Origin of the sequence: Kribbella pratensis (assembly GCF_004365355.1) — a bacterium.
Classification (GTDB): domain Bacteria; phylum Actinomycetota; class Actinomycetes; order Propionibacteriales; family Kribbellaceae; genus Kribbella.
This window is the reverse complement of record NZ_SODP01000004.1, coordinates 162,211-182,046: the sequence shown is the minus strand read 5'-3', so window position 1 is coordinate 182,046 and position 19,836 is coordinate 162,211. Positions and strand designations below refer to the sequence as shown.

At 68.8% G+C, this 19,836-nt stretch carries 19 protein-coding genes; 4 read left to right on the top strand and 15 right to left on the bottom strand.

The features are described from left to right. Window positions 1–25: 25 nt before the first annotated feature. Complete coding sequence (locus EV653_RS35235; protein ID WP_238160664.1) at window positions 26–928, bottom strand: A/G-specific adenine glycosylase; 903 nt, start codon at window positions 926–928, stop codon at window positions 26–28. Window positions 929–952: 24 nt separating this feature from the next. On the opposite strand from EV653_RS35235, the gene EV653_RS35230 reads away from it, so the two are divergent. Further along, the gene (locus EV653_RS35230) at window positions 953–1,615 is read left to right on the top strand and encodes a hypothetical protein (RefSeq protein ID WP_134109791.1); all 663 of its coding nucleotides are present in this window, start codon (window positions 953–955) and stop codon (window positions 1,613–1,615) included. Here EV653_RS35230 and EV653_RS35225 read toward each other — a convergent pair whose 3' ends face one another. From EV653_RS35225 to EV653_RS35180, 10 genes are all read right to left on the bottom strand, one after another. Next, window positions 1,616–3,127 carry a DHA2 family efflux MFS transporter permease subunit gene (locus EV653_RS35225; RefSeq protein ID WP_134109789.1) on the bottom strand — a complete coding sequence of 504 codons (1,512 nt, stop codon included), beginning with the start codon at window positions 3,125–3,127 and terminating at the stop codon, window positions 1,616–1,618. Beyond that, window positions 3,103–3,675, bottom strand: coding sequence for a PadR family transcriptional regulator (locus EV653_RS35220; protein ID WP_134109787.1), 573 nt, complete (start codon window positions 3,673–3,675; stop codon window positions 3,103–3,105). Before EV653_RS35220 ends, EV653_RS35225 begins: the two co-directional genes overlap by 25 nt. Window positions 3,676–3,796: 121 nt before the next feature. After that, window positions 3,797–4,891 carry a DNA integrity scanning diadenylate cyclase DisA gene (disA, locus tag EV653_RS35215; RefSeq protein WP_202871980.1) on the bottom strand — a complete coding sequence of 365 codons (1,095 nt, stop codon included), beginning with the start codon at window positions 4,889–4,891 and terminating at the stop codon, window positions 3,797–3,799. A 180-nt stretch (window positions 4,892–5,071) separates the two neighbouring features. Continuing rightward, on the bottom strand, window positions 5,072–6,019 hold the full coding sequence (locus EV653_RS35210) for a beta-ketoacyl-ACP synthase III (RefSeq protein WP_134109785.1): 948 nt from the start codon (window positions 6,017–6,019) through the stop codon (window positions 5,072–5,074). A gap of 133 nt (window positions 6,020–6,152) precedes the next feature. Continuing rightward, window positions 6,153–7,553: a DNA repair protein RadA gene (gene radA, locus EV653_RS35205; RefSeq protein WP_134109783.1), complete on the bottom strand. Its 1,401-nt coding sequence runs from the start codon at window positions 7,551–7,553 to the stop codon at window positions 6,153–6,155. 9 nt (window positions 7,554–7,562) lie between these two features. Next, window positions 7,563–8,858 (bottom strand): hypothetical protein, encoded by a 1,296-nt coding sequence (locus EV653_RS35200; protein ID WP_134109781.1) that lies wholly within the window; start codon window positions 8,856–8,858, stop codon window positions 7,563–7,565. Continuing rightward, on the bottom strand, window positions 8,855–10,627 hold the full coding sequence (locus EV653_RS35195) for an ABC transporter permease (RefSeq protein WP_134109779.1): 1,773 nt from the start codon (window positions 10,625–10,627) through the stop codon (window positions 8,855–8,857). Before EV653_RS35195 ends, EV653_RS35200 begins: the two co-directional genes overlap by 4 nt. Beyond that, window positions 10,627–11,877: an ABC transporter substrate-binding protein gene (locus tag EV653_RS35190; RefSeq protein WP_134109777.1), complete on the bottom strand. Its 1,251-nt coding sequence runs from the start codon at window positions 11,875–11,877 to the stop codon at window positions 10,627–10,629. Before EV653_RS35190 ends, EV653_RS35195 begins: the two co-directional genes overlap by 1 nt. Then, window positions 11,867–12,418, bottom strand: a complete 552-nt coding sequence (locus EV653_RS35185; protein ID WP_134109775.1) for a hypothetical protein — start codon at window positions 12,416–12,418, stop codon at window positions 11,867–11,869. Before EV653_RS35185 ends, EV653_RS35190 begins: the two co-directional genes overlap by 11 nt. A 53-nt stretch (window positions 12,419–12,471) precedes the next feature. Next, window positions 12,472–13,167 carry a class I SAM-dependent methyltransferase gene (locus EV653_RS35180; protein WP_134109773.1) on the bottom strand — a complete coding sequence of 232 codons (696 nt, stop codon included), beginning with the start codon at window positions 13,165–13,167 and terminating at the stop codon, window positions 12,472–12,474. Window positions 13,168–13,229: 62 nt separating this feature from the next. Between EV653_RS35180 and EV653_RS35175 the strand changes: the two genes are divergently transcribed. Beyond that, a complete protein-coding gene (locus EV653_RS35175) occupies window positions 13,230–14,099 on the top strand; it encodes a GNAT family N-acetyltransferase (protein ID WP_238160724.1) in 870 nt (289 codons plus the stop codon). On the opposite strand, the gene EV653_RS35170 is transcribed toward EV653_RS35175, so the two are convergent. Then, on the bottom strand, window positions 14,070–15,269 hold the full coding sequence (locus tag EV653_RS35170) for an MFS transporter (protein WP_238160663.1): 1,200 nt from the start codon (window positions 15,267–15,269) through the stop codon (window positions 14,070–14,072). The two genes, EV653_RS35175 and EV653_RS35170, sit on opposite strands and share 30 nt — an antisense overlap. Window positions 15,270–15,353: 84 nt before the next feature. Here EV653_RS35170 and EV653_RS35165 point away from each other — a divergent pair, with 84 nt between their 5' ends. Beyond that, window positions 15,354–16,781 (top strand): beta-N-acetylhexosaminidase, encoded by a 1,428-nt coding sequence (locus tag EV653_RS35165; protein ID WP_134109769.1) that lies wholly within the window; start codon window positions 15,354–15,356, stop codon window positions 16,779–16,781. Between the two features lie 105 nt (window positions 16,782–16,886). After that, window positions 16,887–18,275 (top strand): WS/DGAT/MGAT family O-acyltransferase, encoded by a 1,389-nt coding sequence (locus tag EV653_RS35160; RefSeq protein ID WP_134109767.1) that lies wholly within the window; start codon window positions 16,887–16,889, stop codon window positions 18,273–18,275. On the opposite strand, the gene EV653_RS35155 is transcribed toward EV653_RS35160, so the two are convergent. From EV653_RS35155 to EV653_RS35145, 3 genes are read right to left on the bottom strand one after another with little or no spacing between them, the layout of a single operon-like run. After that, a complete protein-coding gene (locus EV653_RS35155; RefSeq protein WP_134109765.1) occupies window positions 18,272–18,757 on the bottom strand; it encodes an SRPBCC family protein in 486 nt (161 codons plus the stop codon). The genes EV653_RS35160 and EV653_RS35155 overlap by 4 nt on opposite strands. Further along, window positions 18,738–19,094: an ArsR/SmtB family transcription factor gene (locus tag EV653_RS35150; RefSeq protein WP_134109763.1), complete on the bottom strand. Its 357-nt coding sequence runs from the start codon at window positions 19,092–19,094 to the stop codon at window positions 18,738–18,740. Before EV653_RS35150 ends, EV653_RS35155 begins: the two co-directional genes overlap by 20 nt. Before the next feature lie 57 nt (window positions 19,095–19,151). After that, a complete protein-coding gene (locus tag EV653_RS35145; RefSeq protein ID WP_134109761.1) occupies window positions 19,152–19,784 on the bottom strand; it encodes a VOC family protein in 633 nt (210 codons plus the stop codon). Window positions 19,785–19,836: the final 52 nt, after the last annotated feature.

The following is a 19,836-nucleotide window of genomic DNA, read 5'->3' as shown; positions in this document are numbered from 1 at the left end:
CTCGAGTCGTCGAGCCGGCCTCTTGCTATTCGGGTAGCCGGTAACGCTTACGGGCGAGCGGTTCGACGAGGCCGTCGGCAACCAATCCGTCCAGCGCACGTTCGCGCTGCACGGCATCCGGCCAGGAGGCGTCCAGCTGGTCCTTGGGCACCGGCGCCGACGCTGCCCGCAGTACGGCGAGGAGCCGGCCGCGGGCTTGGCGATCGGTGCCTTCGTACGTCTGGCCGCGGCGCGGCGGGCCGTCGTACGGCGGGCTGCCGGCGCGGACCCAGGCGCACTGCGAGCGGATCGGGCAGTCGGCGCAGCGCGGCGTACGCGCGGTGCAGATGAGTGCGCCCAGCTCCATCGAGGCGACGGCCCAGCGGGCGGCCGTCGGCTCGTCAGCAGGGAGTGCGCTGGCCGCCAGACGCTGATCTGCGGCGGTGGGGGAGATGCTCGGCTGGGCGACACCGGTCAGGGCTCGGGCGAGGACCCGGCGGACGTTCGTGTCGACGACGGCATGACGCTGGCCGAAGGCGAACGACGCGATCGCAGCGGCCGTGTACGTCCCGACGCCCGGCAGTGCGAGGAGTGCGGCGTGGTCGTCCGGCACCTCACCGCCGTGACGCTCCACAATCGCCTGAGCCGCCGCGTGCAGCCGCAGGGCGCGCCTGGGGTACCCGAGCCGGTCCCAGGCCCTTACAGCCTCACCAGGGGCCGCTGCGGCCAGGTCCACCGGCTTCGGCCACCGCTCCAACCAGCTCCGGTACGCCGGCAGCACCCGGTTCACCGGCGTCTGCTGCAGCATGAACTCACTGACCATCACCGCCCACGCCCCCGCGCTCGGCTCCCGCCACGGGAGCACGCGCGCATTCGCGTCGTACCAACTCAGCACCGGTTCGTGCAGAGCGGTGGCGGCGAGTGACGGCGAGCCTGACTGGTCGAGCACAGGCCCGATATTAGAGTGCGCTTCATGAGCAGCCTGCTCCGTCCGGTCGGGCACCTGCCCGCCAGCGTGTACTGGTTCCGCCGGGGACTGGTGCTCGCGGTCGTAGTCGTGCTGGTCTTTCTGATCTCCCGGCTCTTCTCCGGCGACGGCGACGCGCAGAACACCGCCGCGACCGACCCGCAGCCGAACCCGTCCGGCGCCCCGCCGGCCTCGGCCCCGAGTACCTCACCGAGTACCTCACCGAGTACAACGCCGACGCGGACGCCTACTCCGGAGCCGACGAAGACCACGCCACCCGCGGACCTGGCCTGCAAAGGCTCCGACGTACGGATCGACGCGCTGCCGGGCAACCGGAAGATCGTCTCCGGCTCAGCGCTGAACTTCGTGGTCCAGCTGACCCCGGACGACGACGGGTGCAAGGCAACGATCAGCAACGACACGCTGACCGTGACCGTCACGTCGGGCAAGGACCTGATCTGGAGCACCAGTCAATGCAGCAAGGTGATCCAGACCGCCACGCTGGTCGTTGCCAAGGGCAAGCAGGCTGCCGTCACGGTGCCGTGGAACGGGCACCGCTCCGGGCCCGGCTGTCTACCGGGTCAACCGGTCGCCAAGCCCGGAACGTACGTCGTCAAAGCCGAGTACGACGGCCACCTGTCGAGCGCACAGGCCTTCCAGGTCGTCTGATCAGACCACCTTGGTCTGCTGAGTCGCGCCTTCGGTCTTCTTCTGCAGGTGCGACGGCGCCACGAACAGCAGCGCCGCAACCAACCCGATCAGCAGTACTGCGGCCGGCAGCAGCAGCGACTGCGCCATTGAGTCGCTGAACCCCTGGCGCACCGCCTCCGGCAGCTTGCCCGTGAACCCCTCACCAGCCGCGGCACCACCTGGCAGCGGAGGCAGGTTGTGTGCCAGCAGCGCCTCCATCAGTGCGGCGATGCTCGCACTGCCCAGCACCGCGCCGACCTGACGTGTCGTGTTGTAGACGCCCGCGCCGGCGCCCGCCTGGTGCAGCGGCAGGTTCCGGGTCGCGGTCGTGCCGATCGGCGCCCACATGAAACCGTTGGCCACACCAAGCAGTGCGATCGGCAGCAGCAGCTCCCAGATCGCGACGTCGGGCTCGATCACCTGGCTCAGCCAGAACATCGACACCGAGCAGCACAGCAGCCCGAACCCGGCGATGAACCGCGGCGGCGTGCGGTCGACCAGCCGGCCGACGAACGGCGCGAGCGCACCGGAGATGACCGCCATCGGCACCAGCAGCAGCGCCGACCTGGTCGGCGACAGCCCGCGGACCGCCTGTGCGTACAGCATCAGCGGGAATGCCATCGCGGTGATCGCGAACCCGACAGTGGTGATCGCGACGTTCGCCAGCGAGAAGTTGCGGTCCTTGAACAGCCCCAGCGGCAGCAACGGCTCGCCGCGATTGCGGGACTGCCAGAAGATGAAGATCGCCAGCACGACGAGGCCGGAGATGATCAGCGACCACACCGTGATCGGGCCCTTGATCTGACCCCAGTCGTACTTCTGCCCCTCCTGGATGCCGAACACCAGCAGGAACAGGCCGACCGCGCTCAGTGCGACGCCGATCAGGTCGAACTTGTGCCGGTGCGTCGGCAGGTCCGGCACCAGCCGCAGCGCCAGGAAGAAGCCGACCACGCCGACCGGCGCGTTGATGAAGAAGATCCACTGCCAGCCGAGCCCGTCGACGAGCACGCCGCCGAGGATCGGGCCGACCAGCGTCGCGACGCCGGCGGTCGCGCCCCACAGGCTCATCGCCCGGCCGCGCTGGTCCGGCGGGAAGATCCGGGTGATGACGGCCATCGTCTGCGGCGTCATCATCGAGGCGCCGAGACCCTGGAAGACGCGGGCCACGATCAGCATCTCGATCGAGTTGGTCAGCCCGCACCAGACCGACGCGAGCGTGAACAACGCCAGTCCGGTCAGGTAGATCTTCTTCGGGCCGACCCGGTCGCCGAGGCGTCCGGTGATCAGCAGCGGCACGGCGTACGCCAGCAGGTAGGCGCTCGTCACCCAGACGACGGTGCCGACGTCCGACCCGAAGTCCTCGAGGATCGCCGGTGTCGCGACCGAGACGATGGTCGAGTCGACCAGGATCATGAAGAAGCCGAGCACCAACGCCCACAGTGCGGGCCACGGCCGCACCTCGGGCCTCACTGCGTCTTGTCCGGTTGCCATTCCAGGTCCTTGCTCTCGATACGTTCGATGATGGTGGTGAGCCAGTCGCGTTCCGCCGCGACCTGTGCTCGGACATAGGTGCCGGCCAGCCAGTACGGCTCCGGTACGTCGCGGGCCTTGGCGGCGGCCATCGCCTTGTCCACGTCGGCCAGCCAGAAGTCCATCTCCTCGATCCGGCGGCGGAACCGCAGTACGGCGTCCTCGGCGTCGAGGTTGTGCGCCTCGGCCAGGAACACCGGGAAGACCGGGTACTCGTAGACGAAGGTCTCGATACCGCTCTCGACCCGGCGGACCATCGCGTCCCGACCGGCCGGGGTGAGCTCGTACGTCGTCCGCTCAGGGCGGTTCCCGGCCCGATCGGTGCCGATCGCACGGACGTACTCCTGCCCGGCCAGCCGCTCGACCGTGTGGTAGAGCGAACCGGGCCGGACCTTCACGATCCGGTGGTTATGCCGGCTGACGAGCAGTTGGTACATCTCGTAGGCGTGCATCGGCTTCTCCTCGAGCAACGCCAGCACCGAGATCGCCAGCGGGGTGAGGTCGGCCATGATCCTCCAGCTGGATTGTTCCGCGCCAAATGTTCCATGTGGAGTATTAGCCGATCCACGCCGAAACGCAAGACGCCTCCGGTTCTTTCACGAACCGGAGGCGTCGAGTTACTTTCAGTGGTCAGACGTAGCGTTCCAGGATGCTGGACTCGGCCAGCCGGGACAGGCCCTCGCGGACCGTCCGGGCGCGGTTCTCGCCGACGCCCTCGACCGTCTGCAGGTCGTCGATGCTTGCCGCGAGCAACTTCTGCAGGTGGCCGAAGTGGTCGATCAGCCGGTCGATCACCGCACCGGGCAGGCGCGGGACCTTGGCCAGCAGCCGGTAGCCGCGCGGGGTGACCGCGGCGTCGAGCTGTTCGGCGCCGCCGAGCTGCAGGGCGCGGGCGACCTGGCCGATGTCGAGCAGGTCGGTCGGGCTGACCGCGTCGAGCTCGAGCAGTACGTCGTCGGCCGTCTTGGCCCGGCGACCCGTGGCCGGCGGGAGGTAGTCGCGGACGACCAGCTCGCGTTCGCCGGCGACCCCGGCGACGAGCTCGTTGAGCTGGAGTGTGAGCAGGCGGCCGTCGGTGCCGAGCTCTACGACGTACCCGTCGATCTCGGTGGCGATCCGGCGGACCATCTCGAGCCGCTGCGCGACCGCGGCGACGTCCCGGACCGTGACCAGGTCCTCGATCTCGAGCGCGGACAGTGTGCCGGACACCTCGTCCAGACGCAGCTTGTACCGCTCGAGGGTCGCGAGGGCCTGGTTCGCGCGGGACAGGATCGCGCCGGAGTCCTCGAGCACGTACCGCTGGTCGTCGACGTACAGCGCGATGATGTGCATCGACTGCGAGACCGAGATCACCGGGAACCCGGTCTGCCGTGCCACCCGGTCGGCGGTCCGGTGCCGGGTGCCGGTCTCCTGGGTGACGATCGCCGGATCCGGCATCAGGTGTACGGCGGCCTGGATCAGCCGGGTTGCCTCGCGGTCGAGGACGATCGCGCCGTCCATCTTGCTGAGCTCGCGCAATCCGGTCGCGGTGAATTCGACGTCGATCTCGAAGCCGCCGGTGGAGATCGCGTCGACGGCCTTGTCGTGGCCGAGCACGATCAGCGCGCCCGTCCGGCCGCGCAGGATCCGTTCCAGGCCTTCGCGCAGTTCGGTGCCGGGCGCGACCGCCGCGAGCGTCGCACGCAGGCGGGCGCCGGTGCTGTTCTTGTCCGAGTTCGGTGCCACGGAACCTGAGTCTATGCGGTTACGCGGATGCAGTTGTGCGGATATCTGCTGCTCGGCCGGACGCGCGCGATGTCGCGCGGTCCGCACTGGCGGTTGCGCGTGCACCCGCCCGTGCATCCGGTCCGTGCAGTACTGGATTCCCGCGTGATCACGCGGGACGGCGGTCCGTCGGTTGCCGCGTCAGGGGCAGCGGATGACCTGTCCGGCGTACGAGAGGCCGCCGCCGAATCCGAACAGCAGCACCGGCGCGCCGGACGGGATCTCGCGCTTCTCGACCAGCTTCGACAGGGCGATCGGGATGCTCGCGGCCGACGTGTTGCCGGACTCCACGACGTCCTTGGCGACCACCGCGTTGGTCGCGCCGAGCCGCTTCGCGAGCGGCTCGATGATGCGCAGGTTGGCCTGGTGCAGGACGACGCCGCCGAGGTCTTCGGGCTTCAGGCCGGCCTTCTCGCAGACCTGCTGGGCGATCTCGGGCAGTTGCGTGGTGGCCCAGCGGAAGACGCTCAGGCCCTCCTGCTGGAACGGGCCCTCGCGGCCCTCGATCCGGACCGCGTCCGACATCTCCGGCACCGAGCCCCAGACCACCGGGCTGATCCCGGCTGTGTCATCGGTGTCGTCGGCGACCACGACGGCAGCGCCGGCGCCGTCGCCGATCAGCACGCAGGTCGTGCGGTCGGTCCAGTCGGTCCAGTCGCTGAGCTTCTCGACGCCGATCACGACGGCCTTCGTCGCGGCGCCGGCCCGGATCGCCTGGTCGGCGGTGGCCAGCGCGTACGCGAAACCGGAGCACGCGGTGTTGAGGTCGATCGCGGCCGGGTTGCCGAGGCCGAGCCGGGCGGCGACGCGGGCGGCGATGTTCGGCGAGCGGTCGATCGCCGTACAGGTGGCGACGACCACGTAGTCGATCTCGGCGATGTCCAGGCCGGCGTTCGCGATCGCCTTGTCGGCGGCGCGCCAGGCCATCTCGTCGACGGACTCGTCCGGGGCCGCGATCCGGCGCTCGCGGATGCCGACCCGGCTCTGGATCCACTCGTCGTTGGTCTCGACCATGGTGGCGAGCTCGTCGTTGGTGAGCACCCGTTCCGGCTGGTAGTGGCCGAGCGCGACAACTCTTGATCCGGTCATCAGGTGCTCCTGCAGTCATCCGGGTGATACCCAGGTTCGACGATGAACCCGGCGTGGGGGCGCACCCAGGGTACGTTCCCGACCGGGAGTCTGGTGATCCCCTGTCCGTCCTGTGGCGGGGAACACACAGCCCTCAGGCGAGACCGGCAGCCATCAGCGCGGAGGGCAGGTCCGGCGCGGCGAAGGTACGCAAGCCGTACTTCTTCTGGATGTCCATCGGCTTGAGATCCTTGCCCCGGTTCGGGATGTCGGCCGGGACGATCGCCTTGGTGAACCCGAGCCGGGCCGCCTCCGCGAGCCGCTTCTCCAGACCGCCGACCCGCCGGACCTCGCCCGCCAGGCCGACCTCGCCGATCGCGATCAGCCCGGGGTGGATCGGCTTGTCCATCACCGAGGACGCGACCGCGATCGCGACGGACAGGTCCGCGACCGGCTCGGTGATCTTCACACCCCCGACGGTCGCGACGTACACCTCTTTGTCGGTCAGCTTCAGCCCGGCCCGGTTCCCAAGCACGGCGAGCACCATCGCGACTCGCGAAGACTCCAGCCCCGAGGTGGTCCGGCGCGGTTGTGGCGCCGCGGACGGCCCGACCAGTGCCTGTACTTCGGCCAGCAGCGGGCGCCGGCCCTCCATCATCACCGTCACACAGGTCCCGGCGACGGGCTCGGCGTGCTCGGACACGAACAGCCCGGTCGGGTCGGTGACCTCGACGATCCCGGTGTCGACCATGTCGAAGCAGCCGACCTCGTCCGACGGGCCGAACCGGTTCTTCGTCGCGCGCACCATCCGGAACCCCGAATGACGGTCGCCGTCGAAGGCGAGCACGACGTCGACGAGATGCTCGAGCATCCGCGGACCGGCGATCGCGCCGTCCTTGGTCACGTGGCCGACCAGCACGACCGCGATGTGCCGCTCCTTCGCGAGCCGGACCAACGCGCCGGTGACCTCGCGGACCTGCGTGACGCCACCCGGTGCGCCGTCGACCTCGGGGTGGGCCATCGTCTGCACCGAGTCGATCACCAGGAACGCCGGCTCGACCGCGTCGATCTGCCCGACCACGGCGGACAGATCGGTCTCCGCCGCAAGAAACAGTTCGTCGACGAGAGCGTCCGTACGGCCGGCGCGCAGGCGCACCTGAGCCGCTGACTCTTCGCCGGAAACGTAGAGAGTCCGCTGGCCGCCGCGCGCGGATTGCGCCGCGACCTCCAGCAGCAACGTGGACTTGCCGACACCCGGCTCACCCGCGAGCAGGATCACCGCGCCCGGCACGACGCCGCCGCCGAGCACGCGGTCGAGCTCGCCGATGCCGGTCGGGCGCGATTCGGCCTCGATCGCGGACACCTTGGCGATCGGCATCGCGGGCGACGACACCGGACCTGCCGTGATCCGCGCGGCCTTCGGCGCACCGACCTCGGCGACCGTGCCCCAGGCCTGGCACTCGCCACAGCGCCCGATCCAGCGCGCGGAGGTCCACCCGCACTCCGAGCACGCGTACGCCGGCTTGCCCTTAGCCTGTGTCGCCACCTTCGCCATGGCACCAACCTAAACGGACCGTCCGACAAATCCCTTCAACGACCGAAGGCGCCGCCTCAGCCAGTTGGCCGTACGGCGGGGCGCATCGTCGGTCACGACCGGCACGTCGGAGGTCTGCCGCGCCGCGTCGAGGTATTTGACGAGGATGTCGCTCTCGGTTCTGCGCAGCATCGCGCTCTGCTCGAGAAGTTCGACCGCGGCGGTCATCCGACCGGCGACGACCTCCGCGGAGCCGAGGTGTTGCAGGCAGCGGGCGTGGCCTTCGCGTTCGTCGATCTCGGCGTACAGGTGGGCGGCGTGATCCCAGCGGCTGACGGCCTCGTGCGGATTGCGTTGCATCCACGCGGCCACGCCCATGAGCTCGAGTGCGTGCGCCTGGCCGCTCAGATCGCCCGCGGCTGTTGCTCGGGCGACGGCCGGTCGCAGGTGGTCCAGCGCACCCTCGGCGTCCTGCTGGTACAGGTGTACGACGGCGAGATTGACGGCGATCGCGATATCGGCCGCGAGGTCCGGACCGGGCCTCTTGAGTCGTGCCTCGTCCAGCCGCTCGCGAGCGTTCAACACTGCTTCGTCGCGGTCGTTCCCGGCCGGTGAGCGGTCCGCGCGGGCAAGGGACAGCAGCGCTCGTTCGACCTGTCGTCGCGTGGTCATCGCGGCCGCAGTACGAGTGTGGGTCGCGATGTTGTCGGAGATGCCCAGCCGGGTGCTGGCCGTGTCCAGGTCACCCAGCATCCGGTACGCCGTTGCCGCGCGCGCCGCAGCGAGCTCGGCGAGGTCACGGCGACCGCACACCTCGGCTGCGGCACTCAACAGGTCGCTGAGCTGGAGCAGCGCATCCGGATCGGCCCGTCGTACGTACCAGGCCTCGAGGGCGTCGCAGATGCGAGCGAAGTCGTCGATGGTGTCGACGTGCGGCTTCTCGGCCATCAGCAGTTCGCGGAGCCACTCCTCGTTGAGGGCGTACCACTCGGCCGCCGCCATACCGCCGGCGTGGGAGCCGAGCGCGATCATCCACTGCTCGGCCTCCTCGGCGGTCGTGTGCAGTTCGGGAGCGCTCTCGCCGCTGTGCTGCCAGGAACGCCGGATCGCCGGGCCGTACTGGATGATCGTGATGGCGCCGAGCAGCACGGTCACGCCAAGACCGATCCACTGCACCCAGCCGCCGCTGTCGAGGCTCTGGTTGAGCATCTCCGACGCGAGCCCGGTGAGCAGTGCGGATGCCACAGTGCCGATGACGAAGCGGAAGCCGCGCGTCTGGTACGGCGACTCCTGTTTCTCCGGCGCCTTCTCCTCCGGCTCGCTCATGGCCGGCTGCCTGTCGTCAGCCCGCGCACCACTGTCCGCCAGAACGACAGCATCAGGACCACAGGCACGATCGAAGCGACGACCGCCGCAGCCGCGACCGGTCCGCTCGATGCGGAGAATTGTCGAGCCTCGCCCCACAGCACGAGCGACAACGGCGTCGTACCGGGGCCGCTGATCAGGAACCCGACGATGAAGTCGTTCCACACCAGTGCGAACTCCAGCACCGCGACAGCGATCAGCGCGGGACGGTACGTCCGCTGCACAGTCGCCAGTACGGCACTCTGCCGGACTGGGCCTTGTAGCGCCTCAGACACCAACGCAGGTGGGGCAGACGCGAAGGCGGACCGCAGCAACAGAACGGCGAATGGGAGACCGGCAGCCGCGTGAACCAATGCTAGTGCGATCCGGGAACCAGCCAGTCCAGCGGCGTCGATCGCGTCGCGCAGCGGAGCGGCGTACATCTGCACTGGTGTCACTGCGAGTACGACGAACACTGCCATCACGGTCCGGCCGACGCGCATCGGCAGACCGCCCCACGCGACCAGATAGGCCGTCGGTACGGCGATCACGAGCAGCACGGCGGTAGCAGCGCTCGCGATGATCAGGGTGGACAGGAGGGCCCGGAACAGCCCGACATTCGCCGCTGCAGCGAAGGACGAGAACCCGAGCCCCGACGCCGACCACCAGCCACGCACACCGGCCTCCGCGGGGGAGTGCAACGCAGTGATCACGAGTACTACGGCCGGGAAGATCCACACCAGTGCTACTGCGAGTCCGACGAGCCAGCCGAACCGGCGTACGGAACGACGGGGCTTTGGTCGCCCCAGCGACGGGTCCGGACGTACGACGGTGACCGGCATCGCCCATCGCCGCCGACGCAATCCCCGTACGCCGATCAGCCCCACCGCGGCGACGATCGCGAACAGCACGACACCGAGCGCCGCCGTACGTCCTGGGTCGTCACCACTGGTGGTCGCTCGCCACCAGTTCAGCCCGAGCACGTCGGCGGACCGCTGCATCGACCCGGGTACGACGATCAAGATGAGGTCGAAGACCCGCACCGCAGCGATGACCACCGTCAGCGTGACCACGCCGGTGATCGGCCGCAGCAACGGGATCTCCAGCGCACGCAGGCGACGCCAGCCCCGAACGCCTTCTGCCGTGAGGGTTCTGGTTACATCATCGGGGATCGCATCCAGACCGGCGCGGAAGAGCGACACGACGTACCCCAGCCAGGTCCAGCCGAACGCGGACACCAGCACGAGCCAGAACAGACCAGGCCCGAGCCACACCGGGCTCGTCCCGAACAGCCACGTCCAGACAGCCGTGACTGTCCCACGCTCGGGTGTCGGGTCGAAGAGCAGCCGGAACGTCGCTCCGGACACCAGGACCGACACTGCGAACGGAATGACCAGTGCGGGCTGCAGGAACGTCGTCACCGCGGGCAGCCGATAGCTCAACAGGGCAAGGAAGAACCCGATCACCACGATCCCGAAGGCAACCAGCACCCAGAGCAGACTGTTGCCTACGGCACGCAATGCGCCGGGGTCGGTCATCACCGCGAAGTTGCCGAAGCCGAACCCGGCCGGCGTTCGGAACGCCGCCACCACTGTCACTCCGATCGGCACCAGCAGCAGGCAGCTGAGCACCAACGCCGGTAACCCCAGCAGGTACGGTCCGGCCGGCCGGCGCGGTTTGCCGGGGACCGGGCGACCGGAGATCTCCCGGCCGACGATCTCCAGGGACAAGCCGTTGGTCTGCAGCCCCATCAGCTCTCCTCCACCGTGCGCAGCTCGTTGATCGCGTCGTCCACAGCCCCCGGTACGACGGCAGCGCCGCGCCCGCCGACCTGGACCAGGAAGTCGGTCAGCACGCGCCACAGCCCGTTGATGTCGCCGAGTCGACCGAGCTGGTCCGACAGGTCGAACTGGAGTTGCTCACCGGGCTTGGTCAGCTGCATGGCAAGTCGAGTGAGCTCAGGCGTGTACCCGGAGACCCGTCCGTCGACCAGGAAGCCGCCCTCCTTGATCCACGGGTCAGCAGCGGCCGGCGCGGACAAACGGCGTACGAGATCGCGGGCGTCGTCCCTGGTCGGCTTCGGTAGCACCATCACGTCGCCGCCGACCACTACAGGTGCTGCAGCTCCCGGACTCATCGGGGGAAACGTGAAGAGACCGATGTCATCGGGGTCTGCGGCAAACGAGCGGACAACCGGCTCAGCGAAGTCGGATGCCAGCACCATGGCTGCTCTGCGATGGCCAAACACCTCGATCAGCGCGTCTGGGAACTGCTGGACGAGCGACTCCTTCACTCCGCCCGCCAGTGCTCCAGGCGCTGACCACATGGTCCCCAACAGCCGTAGTGCCGCACCGAACTGCGGCTGCCGCGATGGACGTGGATCGGTCGCCGCCGCGAGACCTACGTAGACGCTGGGCGCAATACCGAGCAGCACGTTCTCCAGGAAGTCGGTGAGCACCCAGCCGTCACCTGCCGCCAGCGACAACGGTGTGATGCCCGCCTGCGTCAGCGTCCGGTTCACCGTGAGCCACTCCGACCACAACCGAGGCGGTTGTACGCCGGCCTGCTCGAACACCGACGGCCGATACCAAACCGCCGACTTGTGCGCCGTCTTGAACGGCACGCCGTACGTCGTGCCGTTGTGTGTGAGGAGCTCGTCCCAGAGTCGGGCCCGCCCGAGTGGGGCGAGGTCGTCGGGCATCGGCTCGAGGTCGTCGAGATGACGGGGGACCAGTCCGGGCTGCGGGAGCATGACGATGTCCGGACGTCGCGTGGAGCGTGCACCGAACGCGGTGGAGATGTCGTCGCCGAGCGGTACGACTTCTACCGGGTACTCGAGCGTTCCCAGACCATCGAGGACCTTGTGAAAGGCCCGCAACTCCTGCCCACTCCAACTGACCGCCACCCGGACCGCACGCCGCAGTCCCAGCACGTCACTCGAGCACCCGGTCAGCAGGAGCGCTCCAGCCGCGCCGAGGAACGCTCTGCGGCTACTCGGCATCGTCAAACCCGGTAATGCGTGTCGTGCTGGTCGTGATGAGCAGCAGTGCGACCGAGGCGAGGTCAGGGTTAGGACGGATCGACAGGAGCGATCCCCAGGTAGGCAGGCCGGTCGCGTCCTCCAGCACGATCGCTCGCGGGTACGCGCCGAGCGCCCGGGCCACGCCGGCCAGCCGACGACGCCCTGGGGTGATCTCGTGCGGATAGCGGTTCTGGACGTCCTCGAGACCACAGCCGATCACCTTGACGAGACTCTCGTCCCGCGCAGCCTGTGTGGTGACCTGATGCGTGGTGCGATGGCCGTGCATCACGTTGCCGAGGACGGTCAGGTGGGGGAGCAGCCCGCCTTCAGCGGGTACCAACCGGACCGGTCCGCCCTTGAGCACGACCGCACCGGGCGGAGGGTCCTCCAGCCCGGTCAGTACGTCGGCCAGCCGGCGACGATCGGCGGCCTGCGGTACGACGACCGCGCGCTGCTCACCGACATCGATCCGGAGCCGCTCCGGCAGCCCCGGAACGCGTTCGAGCAGCAGACCGTCCATCTCGGCAACCCTATGAGTACTGAAGGTCGATCTGCAGCCCACAGAGAGTGTCGTCAGAAGCTCTTGCTCCACAGGTTGACGGCGTAGTCGACCTCGGCGCCGACGTGCGAGGCGATGATCCGCTCCGCGTCCTTCGGCGTGAACTCGATCCGCACCACCGCCTCGAAGTCGGCCCGGCTCTCGAACCGCCAGCCCATGTCCAGCGGCGTCCGGTGCCAGCCGCGGTCGGTCCAGAACCGCTCCACCTCGGCCGGTTTGATCATCGGGTACGACGCGCTGAACCAGCCGCCGAACGTCGACCGGCTGCCGTCGTTGTCGATCACGAAAGCCGTCCCGCCGTGGCGCATCACCCGGTCCAGCTCGGCCAGCCCCGGCTCACAGCCCGGTCCGAAGAAGTACGCCCAGCGCGCATGCATCACGTCGACCGACGAATCCGCCACCGGCAGCCGCTGCGCCGTACCCTGCCGTACTTCGACGTTCGGCAACGCCTGCGTCCGTCGACGGGCGGCGTCGGCCAGCGCGCCGTGCGGCTCCACGCCGATCACTCGCCCGGCGGTCGCGGCGAACTTCGGCAGGTGGAACCCGGTACCGCAGCCGATATCGAGGACTGTCGCGCCGGCCCAGTCCCGGATCGCCCGCATCGCCGACTCGATCACGCCGTCCGGGTCCACGGCCCGGTTCTCGATCTCGTACACCTTCGGGTGGTGCCAGATGTTGGGACTCGGGATCCCGCCCTCCGCGATGCTCACGACGTTCGACCCTAATGCAGTTGAGTCGCCCTCCCGGCACTGCGATGCTGCGCTCCGTGCAGATGACCGAGTACGCCGGCCCTGACGGGCTCAATGACATGCAGGAGCTGGTCCGGCGGACCTGGAGTCCGGCGTCCCGGCTGCACCTCGGCGACGTCGCCTGGGAGCGCAGCGTGAACGCACGCCGCTCGTCTGCGGATTGGCGTACGGCGGTTTGGCGCGACGGCGAGGACGTCGTGGCCTGGGGATGGCTGGAGCAGCCGGGCCATCTGCTGATGACAGTCGACCCGGACCGAGCGGAGCTCGCCACCACAGTCGTCGAGTGGTTCCGGGCGTCAGCGAACGGCCCGCGATTGGCTGCCGGCGTACTGGAGACCGAGAAGCACTTGCTGGCTGCACTGGAGTCGGCCGGCTTCGGGCGTGACGATAGCGCCCCGTACTTCACGCACCACTGGATTTCGCTGGACGGACTGGCCGAGCCAGTGGTGCCCGATGGGCTGACCCTGCGCCACGTGCGGCAGGACGAGGTGGCGAAGCGGGGTGCCGTGCACCGCGCCGCCTGGTCCGACTTGGGACCGTCGAAGGTGACCGACAACGACATGGCCCAGGTGATGTCGACCTGGCCCTACCGACCCGAGCTGGACTGGGTGGTGGAGAACGAGGCGGGGGAGTTCGTCGCGTCGGCGTTGATCTGGCTCGACGAGCAGCACCAGGTGGGTTTGGTCGAGCCCGTCGGGTGCTCTCCGGCGTACCGGAGGCGTGGACTCGGCGCGGCAGTCAACCTGGCCGCACTGCACGCGCTGCGCGAAGCAGGTGGGACCAAAGCGGTCGTCTGTCCGCGGGGTGATGACGGCTACCCGCAGGCGCGGGCGCTGTACCAGAGCATCGGTTTTCGGCCGGGGTCACGCACGCTGCATCTGCTGCTTGGTTAGGGCGGCAGTCAGGGCGGCCGGGATCAGGAGCAGCCCGCAGAACACCGCCAGCCAATGGAAGCCGAGGTAGGCGAGGACCGGGCCGGCAGCTGTGCCCGAAAGGGAAGCCAGGATGCCCATGGTCAGGTCGGACAGGCCCTGAGCCGAGGTGCGGATGCCGTCCGGGACAGACCGGGACAGCAGGGTCGACCCCGCGACCAGACAGGCGGACCAGCCCAGCCCCAGAGTGAACAGCGCGAGCCCGGTGAGCGCATGCGCGTCATCCGGCGCAACAGCGGCCAGAGTCATCGCGATCGCGAGTACGCCGAGGCCGATGCCGATCGTGGGGATGCGGCCGAGCCGGTCGGCCAGCCAGCCTGTCACCGGGGACAGCGCGTACATGCCGGCGACGTGACCGCTGATGACGAACCCGACGATGGTCAGGGACGCACCGTGGTGTCGCAGGTGCACCGACGTCATCGACATGACCCCGACCATCACCGCATGTGCAGTCGCGATGGCCAGCAGTCCCAGGCGTGCATGCGGAATCGCGATCACCTGCCGGAAGGTCACGGCCAGCGGCTGGCGCTCCACCCTCATCGGCCTTGCCTGGCTCCGCATACCCACCCAGACGGTGGCTGCACTGAGTCCGAAGGCGACCACCGAGAAGACGTACGGCCCGGCCAACGCCAGGATGCCGAGCGACGATCCGATCGATCCGCCCACGCCGGTCAGGTTCGGTCCGACGATCACGCCGATCGTGGTGGCCCAGACGACCAGCCCGAGCGAGCGGGCCACGCGGCTGGGTTCGGCGGCGTCCGTGGCGGCGTACCGCGACTGCAGGTTGGAGGCGGAGCCGCTGCCGAAGAGGCAGCCGGCCGCGAGCAGCAGCGCCAACGAACCGATCTGTGCCGCCAGGATCGTCAGCGCAGCGCCGACGAACGCGATCAAGTAGCCGAGGCTCAGCGAAACCCGTCGGCCGTGGGAGCGGGCCAGCCCTGCCAGCGGTACGGCGAGGGCGGCGGCGCCCAGCGTGGTCGAGGTGGCTACCAGGCCGGCCAGGGACGTCGAGCCCGAGACGTTTTCGGCCAGAAGTGCGGCTACCGCGAAGCCGCTGGCGGTGGCGACTCCGCCGAGTGCGTTGCTGGCGACCAGCACGCGTAGGGTCGTCCGCTGCTGCTCGCTGGTCACGGGCAAACCCTCTCATGAAACCTGACAGGGAGCTGCTTATAGGATCGTCCTGACATAAATCGACCCAGGCTGCTTGGAGTCCGGATGTCCGACATCGCGATCGTCCCTGCCCCGCGACAACTCACCGTCGACGAGGGCCGGTGGATCACCGCCGATCCGGTCGGCGACGCCGTCCGGGACGTGGTCGACAACCTCGACGCGAACGAGTACCGCATCGACATCAGCGCCGACGGCGCGCGGCTGACAGCCGGTTCCGAGGACGCGCTCCGGCACGCCGAGACGACGTACGGCCAGCTGGTCGAGGCCGCCGAGCCGGCCGAGGACGGCAAGGTCGCCGTGCCGCTGGCCCGGATCGCCGATGCGCCGCGGTTCGCCTGGCGCGGGATGATGCTCGACGTCGCCCGGCACTTCATGCCGAAGGAGTTCGTCCTCAAGATCATCGACGTCCTCGCGCTGCACCGGCTGAACGTGCTGCACTTCCACCTCACCGACGACCAGGGCTGGCGGGTCGAGATCGAGGCGTACCCGAAGCTCACCGAGATCGGCGCGTGGCGGGCCGAGACGATGGTCGGCAAGATGACCCGCGGCCAGACCGAGTTCGAGTACGACGGCCGGCGGCACGGCGGGTTCTACACCAAGGCGGACCTCCGCGAGATCGTCGCGTACGCCGCCGAGCGCGGGATCACCGTCGTACCGGAGATCGATCTGCCGGGGCACATGCAGGCCGCGATCACGGCGTACCCGGAGCTGGGGAACCACCCGGACCAGCAGTTGACGGTCCGCCAGTACTGGGGCATCAGCGAGGACGTGCTGAACGTCAACGACGCGACGGTCGAGTTCGTGAAGACCGTGCTGCGTGAGGTGCTCGACATCTTCCCGTCGCCGTACATCCACCTCGGTGGCGACGAGTGCCCGTCGGTGCAGTGGGCCGAGTCGGAGGCGGCGCAGAAACGGCAGGCCGAGCTGGGGCTGGACGAGCCGGGCCAGCTGCAGGGCTGGTTCACCGCGCAGGTCGCGGAGGTGCTGGCCGAGGAGGGTCGCCGGCTGGTCGGCTGGGACGAGATGGTCGAGACCGACTGCCCGAAGGACGCAGTCATCATGGCGTGGCGGAGCGCGGAACGTGGCGTGGTCGCGGCGAAGGCCGGCCACGAGGTCGTGATGGCGCCGTGCGAGTCGGTGTACTTCGACTACTACCAGGGCGACCCGGCCACCGAACCGCTTGCCATCGGCAACTTCATCCCGCTGGAGAAGGTGTACGACTTCGAGGTGATCCCGGAGTCGCTGACCGACGAGGAGAAGGCGCTGATCGTCGGCACCCAGTGCCAGATCTGGACCGAGTACATGGAGGGTCCGGAGCAGGTCGGTTACATGCTGCTACCGCGGCTGTCCGCGTTCGCCGAGCGCGCCTGGGGCTCGGAGAAGGTCTCGTACGACGAGTTCCTCAGCCGGCTGCGCCCGCACCTGGCCCGGATCGAGAAGATCGGCGTGAACTACCGCCCACTCGATAGCTGAGGGGATAACTAAATCTCCGTTATCCCTGTTAGCAGGGGTAGACGACCCGGCCACCTCTGGCGAACGATGAAGCGTCAGAGGGGTCGGGTCGGGAGCGGAGGGACCATGACCGCGGTGGGGCCGCTGGACGCGATGTTCCTGGGTGGCGAGACCCGGGAGCAGCCGATGCACGTCGGTGGGCTGATGTTGTTCGAGCTCCCGGAGGGGGCCGGACGGGATCATGTTTTTCCCGAGAGCTCGCGGGATTTCGTGTCACGGCTGTACCACGAGATGCTCGCCGCGCCGTCGGTCAATCCCTTGTTCGAACGGCGGGTGCGGAACCGGCCGCAGGACCTCGGCTACTGGTCCTGGGAGCAGGATCCGCACATCGACCTCGAGTACCACGTCCGGCTGTCCGCGCTGCCTCGCCCGGGGCGCTACCGGGAGTTGTTCGAACTCACCAGCCGACTGCACGGCACGCTCCTGGACCGTCACCGCCCGCTGTGGGAGATGCACCTCATCGAAGGCGTCGAGGGCCGCCGCTTCGCCCTCTACAGCAAGATCCACCACGCGCTGATCGACGGCGTCACAGCACTCCGCTGGATGCAGGACACACTCACGACCGACCCCACCAGAACAAACATGCCCGCCACCTACGCGCTGCCGCAGTCACACGAGCCGGTTGGGGCCGGTGCGGGACGGCTGCCGTCGGTCGCACGCCTGCCGGTCGACGCGGTCAAGACGTTCGCCGGTCTGGCAGGTCTTCCGTTGGCTGGGGTCAAGGGCCTGCTGCAGTCGACCATGCCGTTTCAGGCGCCGAAGACGATCTTGAATCAGGCGGTGACCGGGGCTCGGCGGTTTGCGGCGCAGTCTTGGCCTCTCGAGCGGTTGGAGAAGGTTCGGGCGATCACCGGCGCGACGCTGAACGACGTCGTGCTCGCGATGTGTTCAGGGGCCTTGCGCAACTATTTGCTCGAGCTGAACGCCCTTCCGGACAAGACGTTGACAGCCATGGTCCCGGTCTCGTTGCGGGATCGCGACGGGGCACCCGGCGGCGGCAACTCGCTCACCACGCTGATCGCCGACCTCGCCACGGACCAGCAAGATCCCGAACGCCGCATCCGCCGCATCATGGCATCGACCGCCCAGGGCAAGGGCGTGCTGTCCGGGCTCAGCCCGCTGCAGAACCTGATCGTCGGCGCGCTCGGCTTCGGCGTGGCCGGCCCGGCCGCAGTACTCCCGGGCGTCGCGGGCCGTACGACGCCGCCGTACAACGTGGTGATCTCGAACGTCCCGGGACCCACCGAGAGCCCGCTCTACTGGAACCGCTCGCGGCTGCTCGGCATGTACCCGGCGAGCATCGTGCTCAACGGCCAGGCGCTGAACATCAGCGTCACCAGCTACGACCACCAATTGCACTTCGGCCTGATCGGCGACCGCCGCACCGTCCCGCACCTGCAACGCATGCTCGGCCACCTGGAGACCTCACTGGCGGACCTCGAGAAGATCCACTAGGCGGCGAGCAGAGCGTCGATCTGCGACATCGCCTGCTCCATGCCGATGTCCATCTGGATGCCGAGCAGTTGATCCATCTGCTCGCGGGTGTCGAACGAGGCACGCAGCTCCATCCGGGTGCCGCCGTCGTGCGCCGTCAGCTCCAGATGCGCGACGTACGGCGGGAGCGCGCCGTCGATCTCCCCGTCGGCGTTCGCGAACGCGTCGACGAACTCGAGCGACTTCGGCGGGTCCACTGCGATGAACTGCCACAGCCCGTGGAACTTCTCGCCTTCCGGGCTGGTCATGTAGTAGAACACCCGGCCGCCCGGCGTCAGGTCGTGGTCGACCATCGTCGCCGGATGCGTCGGCGGCCCCCACCACCGCTCGAGCTTGCGCGGGTCGGCCCACAGGTCCCAGACCTTGTCGGTGGACGCCTCGAAGTCCGCCACCAGCGTCAGCGTCAACGCCTCGAAATCCTTGTTAATGCTGGTCACGCTCATGTGTTCCATCTCCTTCGTCTTCGGCCAAGATGTCGGACATCCGCTCGATCCGTCCGCGCCAGGTCGCCTCGAGCTGGTCCAGCGCCTGCCGGGCCTGCCGTACGGCGTCGATCTCGCTGCGCACCAGTTGCTCCCTCCCGCGTCGTTCCTTGCTCACCAGGCCGGCCCGTTCCAGGACGGCGACGTGCTTCTGCACCGCGGCGAAACTCATCGGGTACACGTCGGCCAACCGGGACACCGACGCCGCCTCGCCCAGGCACCGCCGCACGATGTCGCGCCGCGTCGAATCCGCCAGCGCGTGCAGCAACCGATCTGTGAGAACCTCATCTACAACCATTTGGTTGTACGTTAGGCCGAAGAAAACCCCCGGTCAAGAGCGACCGGGGGCGAAGTACTACAGCCGGACAATGCCGTTCGGGGTGTCGAAGACAGCCGCGTTCAGTCCGGGCTGGCCGTTGGGCCCGACCCAGGCGACGTCGAGGTCGTTCAGCAGGTGGTCGGCCGGGTGGCCGATCCAGTCGGTGACCCGGACCGGGTCGCCGGCGATCTCGAGGGCGGTCAGCTTGATGCCCTTGCCGCCGACCGACGGGTGCTCACCGAGGTCGTCCCAGTGGATGAAGAACGGCAACTGCGGGTCGGCGATCAGACCCTTCACGCCGATCTGCCGCCAGGTCAGGTTGACCCCGTCGGGCCGGTGCCGGTTGCCGGGAACCGCCTGCCGGCCGAGGCGCTGCTCCATCCGCTCCATGTCGCGGACGGCAACCACCCAGCCCAGCCAGCCGCCGCCGAGCTCCTTGCGGGCGCGCACCGCCTGACCGAACGGGGCCTTGTCGGAGGCCGGGTGGTCCAGGACGTCGACCACCTCGATGTAGCGGTCGTTCTCCAACGGGAGGATGTGGTTCACCGTGCCGAAGCGCGGGTGCACCCCACCGTCGACGAACTCCGCTCCGAGCAGCGTGGACAACCGCTCGACGGTCGCACGGCACCCCTCGGGCCCGCACGCGTACGACAGATGATCCAGACGCATGCCAGTCATTGTTGCGTCCCCCACCGACATTCGTCGTACCGGGTGTGTCGTT

What these genes read in the sequence shown, in the direction of transcription:
- EV653_RS35150 (WP_134109763.1), bottom strand. Translation starts at nt 19,094, where the DNA reads ATGGTTGTAGATGAGGTTCTCACAGATCGGTTGCTGCACGCGCTGGCG.
- EV653_RS35230 (WP_134109791.1), top strand. Translation starts at nt 953, where the DNA reads ATGAGCAGCCTGCTCCGTCCGGTCGGGCACCTGCCCGCCAGCGTGTAC.
- EV653_RS35210 (WP_134109785.1), bottom strand. Translation starts at nt 6,019, where the DNA reads ATGACCGGATCAAGAGTTGTCGCGCTCGGCCACTACCAGCCGGAACGG.
- EV653_RS35200 (WP_134109781.1), bottom strand. Translation starts at nt 8,858, where the DNA reads ATGAGCGAGCCGGAGGAGAAGGCGCCGGAGAAACAGGAGTCGCCGTAC.
- EV653_RS35145 (WP_134109761.1), bottom strand. Translation starts at nt 19,784, where the DNA reads ATGCGTCTGGATCATCTGTCGTACGCGTGCGGGCCCGAGGGGTGCCGT.
- EV653_RS35225 (WP_134109789.1), bottom strand. Translation starts at nt 3,127, where the DNA reads ATGGCAACCGGACAAGACGCAGTGAGGCCCGAGGTGCGGCCGTGGCCC.
- EV653_RS35160 (WP_134109767.1), top strand. Translation starts at nt 16,887, where the DNA reads ATGACCGCGGTGGGGCCGCTGGACGCGATGTTCCTGGGTGGCGAGACC.
- EV653_RS35155 (WP_134109765.1), bottom strand. Translation starts at nt 18,757, where the DNA reads ATGAGCGTGACCAGCATTAACAAGGATTTCGAGGCGTTGACGCTGACG.
- EV653_RS35190 (WP_134109777.1), bottom strand. Translation starts at nt 11,877, where the DNA reads ATGCCGAGTAGCCGCAGAGCGTTCCTCGGCGCGGCTGGAGCGCTCCTG.
- EV653_RS35220 (WP_134109787.1), bottom strand. Translation starts at nt 3,675, where the DNA reads ATGGCCGACCTCACCCCGCTGGCGATCTCGGTGCTGGCGTTGCTCGAG.
- EV653_RS35185 (WP_134109775.1), bottom strand. Translation starts at nt 12,418, where the DNA reads ATGGACGGTCTGCTGCTCGAACGCGTTCCGGGGCTGCCGGAGCGGCTC.
- EV653_RS35175 (WP_238160724.1), top strand. Translation starts at nt 13,230, where the DNA reads ATGACCGAGTACGCCGGCCCTGACGGGCTCAATGACATGCAGGAGCTG.
- radA (WP_134109783.1), bottom strand. Translation starts at nt 7,553, where the DNA reads ATGGCGAAGGTGGCGACACAGGCTAAGGGCAAGCCGGCGTACGCGTGC.
- EV653_RS35165 (WP_134109769.1), top strand. Translation starts at nt 15,354, where the DNA reads ATGTCCGACATCGCGATCGTCCCTGCCCCGCGACAACTCACCGTCGAC.
- EV653_RS35195 (WP_134109779.1), bottom strand. Translation starts at nt 10,627, where the DNA reads ATGGGGCTGCAGACCAACGGCTTGTCCCTGGAGATCGTCGGCCGGGAG.